At 59.5% G+C, this 12706-nt stretch carries 13 protein-coding genes and 1 tRNA gene; 8 read left to right on the plus strand and 6 right to left on the minus strand.

The window, feature by feature from the left end; translation table 11 throughout:
- A partial coding sequence (locus TR61_RS20285; RefSeq protein ID WP_216595418.1) for a MarR family winged helix-turn-helix transcriptional regulator occupies positions 1-320 on the plus strand: 320 nt, incomplete at its 5' end.
- Between the two features lie 163 nt (positions 321-483).
- Positions 484-1065 carry a hypothetical protein gene (locus tag TR61_RS16295; protein ID WP_050931589.1) on the plus strand — a complete coding sequence of 194 codons (582 nt, stop codon included), beginning with the start codon at positions 484-486 and terminating at the stop codon, positions 1063-1065.
- Positions 1066-1095: 30 nt separating this feature from the next.
- On the opposite strand, the gene TR61_RS16300 is transcribed toward TR61_RS16295, so the two are convergent.
- From TR61_RS16300 to TR61_RS16320, 5 genes are all read right to left on the minus strand, one after another.
- Entirely contained in the window at positions 1096-2454 is a 1359-nt protein-coding gene (locus TR61_RS16300; RefSeq protein ID WP_050931590.1) for a DUF6538 domain-containing protein, read from the minus strand.
- Positions 2455-2538: 84 nt separating this feature from the next.
- Positions 2539-2614 (minus strand) — tRNA-Thr (locus TR61_RS16305).
- 62 nt (positions 2615-2676) lie between these two features.
- Positions 2677-4194: a heme biosynthesis protein HemY gene (locus tag TR61_RS16310; RefSeq protein WP_050931591.1), complete on the minus strand. Its 1518-nt coding sequence runs from the start codon at positions 4192-4194 to the stop codon at positions 2677-2679.
- A gap of 14 nt (positions 4195-4208) precedes the next feature.
- A complete protein-coding gene (locus TR61_RS16315) occupies positions 4209-5597 on the minus strand; it encodes a hypothetical protein (protein ID WP_050931592.1) in 1389 nt (462 codons plus the stop codon).
- A gap of 76 nt (positions 5598-5673) precedes the next feature.
- The gene (locus TR61_RS16320) at positions 5674-6390 is read right to left on the minus strand and encodes a uroporphyrinogen-III synthase (RefSeq protein ID WP_050931593.1); all 717 of its coding nucleotides are present in this window, start codon (positions 6388-6390) and stop codon (positions 5674-5676) included.
- Positions 6391-6462: 72 nt separating this feature from the next.
- Between TR61_RS16320 and tsaD the strand changes: the two genes are divergently transcribed.
- The 4 genes from tsaD to TR61_RS16340 are packed head-to-tail and all read left to right on the plus strand — an operon-like array spanning position 6463 to position 10051.
- Positions 6463-7560: a tRNA (adenosine(37)-N6)-threonylcarbamoyltransferase complex transferase subunit TsaD gene (tsaD, locus tag TR61_RS16325; protein WP_050931594.1), complete on the plus strand. Its 1098-nt coding sequence runs from the start codon at positions 6463-6465 to the stop codon at positions 7558-7560.
- Entirely contained in the window at positions 7557-8519 is a 963-nt protein-coding gene (locus TR61_RS16330) for an NAD(P)H-dependent glycerol-3-phosphate dehydrogenase (RefSeq protein WP_050931595.1), read from the plus strand. The genes tsaD and TR61_RS16330 overlap by 4 nt, the downstream gene beginning before the upstream one ends.
- 2 nt (positions 8520-8521) lie before the next feature.
- Entirely contained in the window at positions 8522-8794 is a 273-nt protein-coding gene (locus TR61_RS16335; protein WP_050931596.1) for a YciI family protein, read from the plus strand.
- Positions 8795-8806: 12 nt separating this feature from the next.
- Positions 8807-10051 carry a glycosyltransferase family 4 protein gene (locus tag TR61_RS16340; RefSeq protein WP_050931597.1) on the plus strand — a complete coding sequence of 415 codons (1245 nt, stop codon included), beginning with the start codon at positions 8807-8809 and terminating at the stop codon, positions 10049-10051.
- Here TR61_RS16340 and TR61_RS16345 read toward each other — a convergent pair.
- A complete protein-coding gene (locus TR61_RS16345) occupies positions 10048-11070 on the minus strand; it encodes a polysaccharide biosynthesis/export family protein (protein ID WP_245626909.1) in 1023 nt (340 codons plus the stop codon). The genes TR61_RS16340 and TR61_RS16345 overlap by 4 nt on opposite strands.
- A gap of 149 nt (positions 11071-11219) precedes the next feature.
- Here TR61_RS16345 and TR61_RS16350 point away from each other — a divergent pair, with 149 nt between their 5' ends.
- Both TR61_RS16350 and TR61_RS16355 read left to right on the plus strand, forming a co-directional pair.
- On the plus strand, positions 11220-12083 hold the full coding sequence (locus tag TR61_RS16350) for an NAD-dependent epimerase/dehydratase family protein (RefSeq protein ID WP_082182004.1): 864 nt from the start codon (positions 11220-11222) through the stop codon (positions 12081-12083).
- Positions 12083-12691 (plus strand): sugar transferase, encoded by a 609-nt coding sequence (locus TR61_RS16355; protein ID WP_050931599.1) that lies wholly within the window; start codon positions 12083-12085, stop codon positions 12689-12691. The genes TR61_RS16350 and TR61_RS16355 overlap by 1 nt, the downstream gene beginning before the upstream one ends.
- Positions 12692-12706 lie beyond the last annotated feature (15 nt).

Genomic DNA, 12706 nt, shown 5'->3' on the forward strand with positions numbered 1-12706 from the left:
GTTCAGTTGGGGAGGCTCATTTAGGTTCACTAGACAAAGATATGACACTCACAAAACTACGTGTCTTGCTCTTGGTCGCTCATAAAGGAAGCAGCGAGGTGTTGGTGCGTGAGTTGACGGAAGCGACGGGTTTTCAGCAGTCGACAATCGCCAGGGTTCTTGGGGTATTGGGCGACAAGCCCATGCGAGGACTTGGAAAACCACTAGGATTGATCAGCGCAAGGCCAGACCCAGAAGACCCTCGGCGAAACTTTTACTCGCTTTCGTCGCGCGGTCGGCGTGTCGTCAGTGATATCATCTCGATGATCAATAGCTCTTGAAGCCATAGGATCATTGAGAACTGGGATCATTGATCTCCAGAGGATAGCACCTCACACCAATGTTCTTTCGAGACACGACTGAATCACGCACAAACTCGCGTTTCGCGCGTTGAGGACAACAGGACAGTTACTGGAAAAACAAGAGAAGAGTTGAGGCCATCAAATGGAAGAAATCGAGCTTTCCGACGTTCAAAGGTTTCAGATTGAAAAACGGTGTATGAGGGCGATCGAGCGTACAGAGGACTCCTATAACGACCTTCGTCCTAGAGATGGTTTGCGGGAGGAGCTAGTCGGATCTAAGAGTCTGGTCTGGACCATGACACTATACCCGTTCGCAATGGGTATTTTCGCTCTGTTCCTCTGGCGCTGGATCTTCGACGCGCTTAGCGTCTACTCGTTTCTAGTTAACTTTGGCATTCCCTCAGTGGTCGCGAATAACATACCGGAAGTCTTGGCCCTGTTTGCCACGGCTTCAATGACATCGTTCGGCGCCTTTAACTGGGGTGCCGAAGGCCGTGTGCAGTATGCCACGATGGCAGAGAACGCAGACCACCGAGCCTCGGTTTTGTATAGTGTCTTGCGAGAGCTTTCAGACACTTTGCCTGGCGCTGTGCCGGATATGTCTGAATACCAAGGCAACTGGGACGATCACTCTCCAAACGATTTGATCGATCGCGCGCTGGGCCGCTTCAGAGAAAGAAGAACGCGACCCGCGCCGCAGCCCCCAGAAAAACCGTTCGATTGAGACGAGCTGAGTGATAGTTTCGGACACAAGTTACCACAGATCCCATACACCTGCAGTTCGACAGGCCTTCTCTATGTAGCACGCAAGCTGGTCAAGCATATCGTCCCCACCGTAGTTTGCTGCGATACCACCCTGTGCATGTCCATGAACCAGGTTCGCCCAGTATTCGGGTGCAACTCGACGCATCCAGTCCTTATGCGAATGGCGAAGTGAGTATGGTACTTTAGTTATCTTTTGCCAAACGCCAGCTTGCTTCATCGCCTTAGTCATTAAGCTCGAAGCTGTGTTAAAGCCATTAGTTGACGCATAGCGAGAAAAAACTGGTTTCAAACTGGCCTGGTTCAACTCAACATTCTTAGATCGAACAGAAATCGTTTCCAACGCTTTGCCCACAAAAGGAACCTTGCGAATAGAAGTGTCCGTCTTGACACCCCGAATACTGTTCGGGCGAATGATTATATGGGGAACCGGGTGTTCTAGATCGACATCCTGCCACTCCAGACCGAGCAGCTCTCTTCGTCTCGCGCCTGTGAAAGTCATTAGGATCCAAAGATCAGCGATATCGCTATTCTTTGAGAGAACGTATGGATTGCAGCGCTGTATCTCCTCGACAGTCAATGGCAGTCGACTGTCTTTCGCACGACGGTCAGATGCCGTCTTTGCAACCTCAAGGCCACTGAAAGGATTTTCATAGCCATTCAGCTGGAAGCGTTTCTTGGCAAAGTTCAAAATCGCGCGGATAGTGTTGATCCGTCTCTGGATAGTTCCTCGGGCTAAACCCTTGGAACGAAGCGTATCCCGGAAAGAGTATGCCACATCGATGTTGATATCATCGATTATCGGATCAGCTTCCCTCGTTATTGACTTGATTAGATTTACGACGAGTCCAGTTTGCTTTCGCAAGTCACGCTCATTGTCTGCCTCCTTGTGTTCTTCGAGATAAGCCCCGACTGCTTTCGAGAGCCGAACGGGCGGTTTCTGCACTCCGAAGAACTTAGCCTCTATGATTTGGTCAAACTCACGGTCAGGGGCACGAAGTGCGGCATCAGTAAACTTGCGAAACTTTTCTGGATCGGCGGCAAAGGTTACCGGCGCTAGAGATTTCGCCAATGGCGGTACGAGGTCATGCTTCCTTAGTGTTTGGAGAGTGGCACGGTGCTTTGCATCTGCAGGATCAATGGACCTCGCTGCATCAATCTCTGCTTCGACATCACGATGCACTCGCTCATATCGCTCCAAAGCAACAAGCTTATCTGTAGTCTTGAGCGAGATCGAGAACTCTCGCTTATTAATCAGGTTCCTCAGTTCACTCGGGACTCGCCGTCTGTAGCGGTACCGTCCCGACTTCGAATCTTGCGCCAAATAATCCATTTTCAGGACAAGTTTCATAACCACTGCACCCCGCTCATGTGTAGCGAATGTGTAGTGATTTCAACCCCAACCCACTGAAGTCATTGACATCTTTTAGGAAAGTGGTGCCGCTGAAGGGACTCGAACCCCCGACCCCATCATTACGAATGACGTGCTCTACCAGCTGAGCTACAGCGGCACAGGGTTTCATCAACCCGGTGTGGGCGGCGCTTTAGCATTCAGTCAGGGCAACAGGAAGACCTATTTTTTGTCTTCCGGCGCCGCGTCGTCACTTTGCGCGTCAGATCCGGTGGCCGGTGCATCCGTTTCCGCCTCTGCCTCTGTCATGTCGGGCTCAACCACTTCTGCTTCGGCGATCGCGGCCTCGGCGGTCTTGTTGTCCAGACTTCCGACAATCAGCGGCAGCATCTGGACGCCTGTGGCGCTCATCACTTCCGAGGACGGCGGCGACCGCCAGCTAAGCGTGTCGAAGCCCTGGCAATTCGAACAGATGGGCGCCCAGTCCAGATGCGCCGTCTGACAGTTGTCGCACACCCATTGCGGACCGCGCGGCGCGTTCAACGCACGGGCCAGCCAGCCTTTGACCACCGCATCCTCTGCGCCTTCGCCTCGTTCGATGGCAGCCATGATCGTCAGCGCGCGGGCGTCACCCAGCGTGTCGACAAGATCGCCCAGCGCCCGGCGCGCTTCGGGGAAATCTTCGGCCGCCAGGTTCAGTTCAGCCATAACCAGACGGGTTTCGGGGTGATCCGGGTTTACCTTGGTGAGCTGCGCGAACCGCTTGATCCGCTCTTTGGGGCTTTCATTCGGCTCGATCTCGGCAAAGGCCGAAGCCAGCTCCGGATGCGGATGCACCTGCCAGGCTTTCTTCAGCACACGTACGGCCAACTTGGGCTTGCCTTTCTCGACATAGGATCGTGCGGCCAGGATCGCAGCAGGGATCAGGTCGGGCGACATGCGGTTGGCCTCAATCGCCGCTTCGCGGGCCTCGATCGAGTTCTCTTCGACCAGAACCTCCCGCGCCTCGGACAGGGCCAGAACGGCATCCCGCCGGCGGTGCACATCGCGCGGCAGGCTGCCGTGCTTCAGCTTGGCGCTGAGCGTTTTGCGTGCGCCGGCCCAGTCATTGGTCTGGGCCTGCAGAGTCAGAAGAACGTCCTGCGTTTCCTCATGCTTGGGTTTCAGCTGAAACGCCTTTTCCGCCAGTTTGCGGGCGGTTTCCGTATCGCCCTCGGACAGGCGCTGTTTCATGATCCCGCGCACCCCGACAAAGCGCGTCGTGTCGCTGGCGATCAGCTTCTTGTAGGTCTCTTCCGCCTTTTTCCTGTCACCAGACAATTCTGCCGCCTGGGCGGTCAGAAGGTTCGTCAATTCCGGCTTCTGCAGATACTTCTCGGCCTTGGCCGCCTTGGCCATCGCAAGGCGCCCTTCGCCCGAGGCCAGCGCCATCATCCCTTCGGAAAGCGCCTGGAACCCTTTGCGCTCGCGATTGCGGTCGAAATAACGCGAGATCGCGGTTTCGTCGCCATTCAGGAACCGCCAGACCGCCACCAACAAAGACAGCAGTTTTAGCAGCAGCCAGACCACGATCACCAGAACAATGGCCGCCAGCACCGATTGCAGCGGGCCAAGCGTGTATTCGGTGCCTGCCACGGTCAGTTGAATGCCGCCTTCGGATTCCAGAAGGTATTCCGCGCCCAGGGTCAGCGCCCCGACCGAGACAACGAACAAAAGGATCTTGATAAGAGACCAGAGCATCAGAAGTGATCCTTTCAGTTACCCGCCAAAGACTGGGCGAGGTCGTCTGCAGCGCTGAGCGCCGCCTGTCGTTGGTCCGCCGCAGCCATCCAATCGGAGAGCGGCGCCTTGGCCACATCGGGCAGGGCCTCCAGTTCGGTCAGGGCCTGCGCGATATTGCCCTGTGTCAGTGCGGCTTCAGCGCGTGACAGGATCGCGTCGGGGTCGTCCCCCTCGCGCGGCGTCACAGATCGCGCGCCCAGCTGTTTCTGAAGAAAACCGCCCAGACCGCCGCTGCCTGCATTCGCGTCGCGCGCAGCGGACAGCGCCGCGCGGGCAAGCGGCGGGAAATCGGACTGAAGCGCGCCCAGTGAGGTCAGCCCTTCCGATGCCGCGACCAATGCGTCCGGCACCGTCACACCAAGGCTTTGCAATTCGGTCACTTCGCCGGCATATGCTTCGCTTGTATCCAGCGCAGCAAAAAGCCGCGTTGCCGCAGCCTGCGCCCGCGCGATCCGTGCACTTTCAGAGGCTTCCGCTTCCATTTGCGCGGCTTCGGCGATCATTTCCTCGACTTCGGCACGTTGCTGGGCAAGCGCCGCCTGCACGGCCGCAAGTTCGTTTTCATAAGCCGCGATCGCCTCGTCCGAGATGGCGGCCTCGACCGGCGCCTGAGCAAGTTCGGTCAGCTGCGCCGACAGCGCATCAAGACGTTCGGACAGTTCCGCATCGGCGGCGCTCAGGCTGTCGTTCTGCGCGGCCAGACCATCAGCGATCTGCGCCTCGATCCCCGACAGATCAGGGGCAGCAGGCGCGTCCGCAAGGCGCGCTTCAAGGGCTGCGATCTGATCGCGCAGGGCCGTGACCTCTTCTGCGGAAACCTCGGAACCGGTCTTGCGTTGCAGGCTTTCGGGCAGAAAGGACGACAGCTGATCGCTTGCGCCGACGGCATAACCGACAACACCGGCAAACAGGCCGCCGAAAATCGCCGGGATGAAGACACTGCGTTTTTCCACGACACGTTCGACCACACGCTCTGGGGCTTCGGGTGGGGTTTCGGTGACCTCGTCCTGTGCGGAGGCACTGTCTTGTTCCCCCTCTTCCAAGGGGGTCTCGGCGATCTCGTGATCCTCGGCCGCATCGCCTTCTGCCGTCTCGACAGTATCATCGCCGCTCAACGCGCGCTCTGCATCGTCGGTCTTGGGATCCTCAATGTCTGACATGTCCTCGCTGTCAGACATGTCTGTTTGATCCTGCGCCTCCTCTTCGACACCAATTTCAGGCACGTCGTCTGACTCGACCGTCTCGACGTGATCGTGAATTGCGTCGATGCTGTCAGAGGGCGTTGTGTCGTCCGGTTGGGCTGCCGTGTCTGTCTGGTCCGATGTGTCTTGACCAGTGGATGTCGTCTTTTTCGCGGCCACCTCGCAGAACCCCTTTTGATTCTTCACTCGCACCAATGCGCGCACTCAACGACTGTAGTGCGCCGACAGATTGCTCTCAACCCGGCAAGGCAGATTGCAGAAGTTTTTCCACCAAGGCGCGCATGGCTTGGGCATCCGGCGCTTCCGCGATCTGAATGTCCCAATCGGCAGGGCCGTTCAACGCCTGGGCCACCGCGGGGCTTATCGCGGCAACTGTGACAGGGCGCGCGGGCGCTTGCGCTTGGAAAAGTGCCGCCGTGCGGGGGGAGAACAGGGGAACGATCACAGCGTCCGAACCTTTCAGCGCGGTCTGCGCTTCCGGCGACAGGGGCTGTGCGATCTGATCGTAAAGAACCGTTTCACCGCATGTTAGACCCTGTTTGGTCAACACCTCAGCCACATCCCCGCGCGCATGGGCGCCGCGTATGTGCAACAGCGGGCCGTCCGGCCGCGCCGCCAGTAACCCGGTGATCAGGCTTTCCGCATCCTGACCCACCTGCCGCGCTTCCCAGCTCGCGTGGGCGGCGGCGCGGGTCGTGGCAGGTCCGACGCAAAAGGCCGGCAGGTCGCGCCGGTCCGTCGCCGTAGACGCCGCATGCACCCCGTTGGCAGACGTGAAGATGACGCCCGCGATACCGCTCAGATCAAGTGCAATGTCACGATGGACGACACGAATCAAAGGTGCGGTAACGACCCGCACGCGTTCTGTCAGTTTCGGATCAAGGCTGACCACGAAACGCTCGGACGCCACCTCGGGGCGCGTCATCAGAAGCGTGGGTCGGGAAGCAGTCATCAGGCCGCCGGGATTGTTTGCCAACCTCTACGGTGTTACCTGCGGGGATATAATTGTGCAACGGCAGGCCAAGTGACACGACAGGCGATCATCCTGGGGCTGGAAAGCAGCTGTGACGACACGGCAGCCGCCGTGCTGCGCGTCCCTGAGAAGGGGCCGGCGCAGATCCTGTCATCGGTCGTCGCCGATCAGGCCAGGCTGCACGAGGCATTCGGCGGAGTCGTCCCCGAAATCGCCGCCCGTGCCCATGCTGAGAAGCTGGATACCTGTGTAAAACAGGCTCTAACACAGTCTGAAATGTCGCTTTCCCAGATTGACGCCGTTGCGGTAACCTCAGGGCCCGGGCTGATCGGCGGCGTTCTGTCGGGTGTGATGACGGCCAAAGGCCTCAGCGCCGCAACCGGGTTGCCATTGGTTGGTGTCAACCACCTGGCTGGACATGCGCTGACGCCCAAGCTGACAGATGACGTGGCCTTCCCCTATCTGATGTTGGTGGTCTCGGGCGGGCATTGCCAGTTTCTGATCGTGCGGTCCAAAAGCGACTTCACGCGGTTGGGCGGCACGATTGACGACGCCCCGGGTGAGGCCTTCGACAAGACCGCGCGCCTTCTGGGTCTGCCGCAACCGGGTGGCCCTTCCGTTGAACGCGAGGCAAGGTCGGGTGATCCCAATCGGTTTGCCCTTCCAAGACCGCTTCTGGATCGCGCGGATTGCAACATGTCTTTCTCTGGCCTGAAAACGGCCGTGCTCCGCGCCCGCGATGCGATTGTCGCGGAAAAACAGGGCCTAACAAGGCAAGATCGCGCAGATCTGTGTGCCGGGTTCCAGGCCGCCGTGGCAGATGTTCTGGCAGGAAAGACCAAGCGTGCGCTGGACCTTTATCTGGAAGAAAACCCGTCAGAACCCACCCTTGCCGTTGCCGGTGGCGTGGCTGCAAATCAGGCCATTCGCGCTGAATTAGAGACTGTTTGCACCCAATCCGACACCCGCTTTCTTGCGCCACCGCTTTCGCTTTGCACCGATAACGCGGCCATGATCGCCTATGCGGGCGGGCTACGGTTTCTGGCAGGTGAGGCCGATGATTTGACTTTGTCAGCGCGGCCCAGATGGCCCTTGGATCAGACGCAGCCCGCGCTTTTGGGATCGGGACGGAAAGGGGCAAAGGCATGACGATTGCTGTAATCGGATCCGGAGCATTCGGCACGGCGCTGGCCATTTCCCTTTCCGGGAACGCGCCTGTTACGCTGTGGTCGCGCTCAGCCGAACAAGTGCAACAGATGCACGACGCACGCGAAAACACCACGCGCCTGCCGGGCATCCACGTTCCCCCGTCGGTTGAAGCGACCACCGATGTCCTCAAGGCCGCGCAGGCGGACACGCTGCTGATTGCCGTTCCCATGCAAAAATTGCGCAGCACCTTGCGCACGCATCGGGATGCACTGGCCGGCAAGACCCTTGTGGCTTGCTGCAAAGGCATCGAACTGGGCAGTCACCACGGACCCATCCGCATCCTTCGGGACGAGCTGCCGGACGCCGTGCCTGCCCTTCTGACCGGACCCAGTTTTGCCCGTGATATCGCCCAGGGGTTACCCACCGCCCTGACACTGGCCGTGGCGGATGACAGCGTCGGGAAGACGCTCCAACAGGCTCTAACAAGTGCGAATCTGCGAATTTATCGCACGACAGACACCATCGGGGCCGAGCTTGGCGGCGCCTTGAAAAACGTCATTGCCATTGCCTGCGGTGCGGTCATGGGCGCGGGACTTGGCGAAAGCGCCCGTGCCGCGCTGATGACCCGAGGTTTCGCCGAAATGGTGCGCTTTGCCGCGACCAAGGGGGCCGATCCGCGCACGCTTTCGGGGTTGTCCGGATTTGGCGATCTGGCGTTGACCTGCACATCAGCGCAATCGCGGAATTACCAGATGGGTTTCGCGTTGGGGTCCGGGTCGTCCGACATGCCCAGCGCCACGGTGGAAGGGGTTGCCACCGCAACATCGGTCGCGGAACTGGCCAGGGAAGAGGGCCTTGACCTGCCCGTCACCCAAACCGTCGCCGCGCTGGTGTCAGGCGATATTGATCTGCAAACTGCGGTCACCGGGCTAATGGCCCGCCCGCTGAGAGAGGAATGACCATGCGATTTGCCCTTATGTGCACAGACAAGCCCGGCCATCTGGAGGTCCGGAAAGCCAATCGCGACGCGCATCTGGCCTATATCAAAGAGACCGGAGTCGTCGAAATGGCCGGTCCGCTGCTGGATGACGACGGGAACATGGCGGGCTCTCTTGTCGTGCTGGATGTCGATGACATGGCCGCCGCGCAGGCCTGGGCCTCGGGCGATCCCTATGCCAAAGCCGGGCTTTTCGCAGATGTCACGCTGCGCGCGTGGAACAAGGTCATCGGATAGGAGCCCCGGCGCGTGCGGTTCCTGTTCGTCCACCAGAACATGCCGGGCCAGTACCGGGAAGTCATCCAATGGCTTGGCGCCAGCGGGGATCACCAGATCGTTTTCCTGACCCAGCGCAAGGAATGCCCCAGCTTTCCCGGAGTGAAGACGGTCAGATATTCCCCGCACCACAAGGCTGCCAACGACACCTATGGTCTGAGCAAGGTCTGGGAAAACGCAACCGGCGCCGGCTTTGGCGCAGCGATGGCCGCGGAAAAGCTGAAAGAGGCAGGGTTTTCCCCGGATATCATTATCGGCCACACCGGCTGGGGAGAGATGTTGTTTCTAAAGCAGGTCTGGCCCGATGTGCCTGTTCTTGGCCTGTTCGAATATTTCTATCGCGCATCCGGCGGGTCGGTTGGGTTTGATCCGGAAGAGCCGATGAACGACCATGCGCCCTTCCTGCTGGAAGCACGGAATGCAGTGCCCTACGCCGCGCTGCATCAGGTCGATCGCGGCATCGTTCCGACAATCTGGCAACGCGACCGGTTTCCCGACAGCTTCCATGACAAGCTCCACGTGCTTCACGACGGGATCCGCACCGACAAGCTGATGCCTGATCCCGATGTCAGGGTTCGTCTTGGCCGTCTGGACCGCGATCTGACGCGGGAGGACGAGATCGTCACCTATGTCGCCCGCAATATGGAACGTACGCGCGGCTTTCATCAGTTCATGCGCGCCCTGCCCCGGATCCTTGAAGCGCGGCCGAACGCGCGTGTGATCGCCATTGGGGGCAATGACACATCCTATGGCCAAAGCAGCAAGCATCCCGGCGGCCTGCGCGGCGAGATGGAAGAAGAGGTCGGCCATCTGATCGACTGGAGCCGCGTGCATTTCGTTGGCCGCGTCCCCTATGCCCAGTTCTGCCGCATCCTGCAGCTGAGCCGGTGTCATATCTATCTGACCATGCCCTTTGTTCTCAGCTGGTCGCTGATGGAAGCCATGGCCATGGAAGCCACGATCGTCACGTCGGACGTGGCCCCGGTGCGCGAGGTGGTAGAACATGGCAAAACCGGGCTTCTGGTGGATTTCTTCGACCCAGCCGCCCTGGCCGATCAGGTGGCACAGGTTCTTGAGGCCCCGTCAGATTTTTCGCATCTGGGGGTGGCCGCGCGTGCCCATGTGGTTGATCGCTATGATTTCCTCACGAAATCGCTGCCCGGTCTGATCGACCATATCAACGCACTGGTGCCCGCCGGCAAAGCCCTGTCGCTTTAATCAACGGCGGCTGCTGCGCCAACGGCCAGCCCGATCAGACCCAGCACTGTGCGCACATTCGTGACCGGGCTTTCCGTTCCCACCAGCAGATCGCCTGACGCGATTTGGAACCGCCCGGCCGAGAACAGACCGTCACTGGTGGTCAGATCGAAGGTGAAGACCACACGTTGCATCCTGGGCCGGTCAGGCGATGATCCAACCGCGTTTGCCGGATACTCCCGAAGGATCAAAACGCCTTCCGGATCACCCCGCGCATCATTGATGCCACTCATGATAGACACTGCATCCAATGCCGATACGGTATCTTTTGGAAACCGGTGAAGCGCCTCCTGCCCGGTTGAGCCATAAGACAGGAAATACCGCTCGTCTTCTTCAACGATCAGGGTATCCCCGCCGATCAGAAGGCTGTTCTTCGACGGCGTTTCATAAAGCCTGTCGATAGACGTTTCATAGGATCGACCGTTGCGGATCAGCCGTACCTGCGGGTTGACCAGCGAAGGCATCACACCGCCACCCGCTGCCAGCAGGCCCAGGACGGTGAAATGATCGTCAACCACCGGATATGTACCCGGCTTGGTCACGCCGCCCACCAGATCGACCGAGTTCTTGCGTCCCGGCACCACGGAAAGCTGCACCTGTGCAGAGGGAATAATGCCTTCCAACGCCGTCTGGATATGCAGCCGCGCCTGATCCGTGGTTTTCCCTGCAATGTTCAGGTCACCCACATATGGCATGAAGATCGCACCGGTTTTCGACACCTCGATATCGCTCAGGTCAACCGCTTGCTGTTCGGTCGCGGTCAGCAGCGAATTCTCGGTGCTGTCCCAAACCCGCAAGCTGACCAGATCGCCGGGGCGAATCGTTGGGCCGCTCGCCGTATGGCTGTGCGAAATCCAGCCATGCCGATGCGGGCCGGGATGAGGCCATTTGGCCAAAGCAGGAAGAAATTCGCGCGTCACAGGATAGACGGCGAAATCCGCATCCGGATCATCGGCACCCTGCAAAATCTCATAATCCACGGCTGCTCCACGCGGCAGGTCCCCGCAGGCGGCCAAAAATATGCACAGGCCGAGCATAGAAAAAATGCGGCTGGTAACGATCACTTCACGGGTTGCCTTTATCGAGGTCTGCAGCTGACAGAATTTGGCAAAGGATACTGGTTCACCGCATGCCGTCAACGACATCTCTCGTTAAAGTTGTCGGGCCCCGTGTTCTGGTTTTGGGCTCCGGTGGCCGGTTGGGCCGAATGCTCCGCAAGATCTGGGGGCAGGAGGCGGTCAGTTGGGCGTCGCGGCGGGCAGGACCCGGTTTGATAAGTCTTGATCCCCTGCGTGATGAACATGGGATGCAGCAGCTGGCACAATCCCATGACCTGGTGCTGTGCCTGGCTGGTGTTCCGGCAGGGCGCGGGATGTTGGATCTGAACACCGAGCTGGCTTTGGCCGCGGTCCGGGCGGCGGCTCAGACGCGGTGCCGAACGGTGTTTCTGTGCTCTTCCGCTGCTGTTTACGGGCCCACAGATGCGCCGGTGGGCGAGGGGGCAGAAAGGCGACCGGCTTCGCGGTACGGCAAGGAAAAAGCTCGGATGGAGGATGCCTGCCTCACTCTGGGTCGCAGCTTGGGCGTGCGTATCTGCAACCTGCGGATCGGCAATATCGCAGGCGCGGATGCCATCCTGGGTGGATGGCGGCCGGGGTTCCAGCTGGACAGGTTCGCCGATGGCACCACCCCGCTGCGCAGCGTGATCGGCCCCCATGATCTCGCAGAAGGTCTCATGCATCTGATTAACAGATTTGACGTGATGCCCCGTTTCCTGAACCTCGCGCTGCCGACGCCCTGCCATATGGGTGATCTTCTGGATCGTGCAGGTCTGCCTTGGTTGCCGCGCGTTGCCGGGCCAAAGGCCGTCGCGCAAGCAGTTCTTGATGTATCTGCATTGCAGCGCCTGGTGCCCCTGCCCGCTCCCGAGGACAGCGCAGGGCATGTGGCAGCTGACTGGAAGCGCTTTATCACCCATCGGGAGGCCGCGTGATGGACGCCAAACGCGCGATGGACATCGGATTTTCGACGCTGCTGCTGCTGCTGCTGGCACCGGTCATTGGCGGGCTTGTGATCTGGCTGCTGTTGCGGCAGGGACGGCCAATCTTTTTCCTCTCCGAACGTATGTCCGCGCCGGACCGTCCTTTCGTGCTGGTCAAGTTCCGCACGATGGAGGTTGTCGAAAACGATCAGGGCGTCTGCGGCGGTGACAAACGCGCGCGGATCACCCCACAGGGTCGCTGGTTGCGACGCTCGCGTCTGGATGAGTTGCCGCAGCTTTGGAACATCCTGAAGGGCGATTTGAGCTTTGTCGGCCCGCGGCCACCGCTGCCCTCCTATGTGCACGCCTTCCCCGAAATCTATGCAGATATTCTTCAGGTCAAACCGGGGGTGACGGGCCTGGCCACCCTCGCCTTCCGGCAAAGGGAAGAACGGATGCTCAAGCGCTGTCGTTCACCCGAGGAAACGCATCTCGCCTATGTCACGCAGTGCATCCCCAAGAAGGCGCGGCTGGACCGTCATTACATCCGGACGCGTACGTTGGCGGGTGACATGCTGCTGGTCTTTCAGACGATCGGCGATCTGGTTCGGCGCAGGTAAGCGGGGTTGGCGAAC

It is taken from the genome of Aestuariivita boseongensis (assembly GCF_001262635.1).
Taxonomy (GTDB): Bacteria; Pseudomonadota; Alphaproteobacteria; order Rhodobacterales; family Rhodobacteraceae; genus Aestuariivita; species Aestuariivita boseongensis.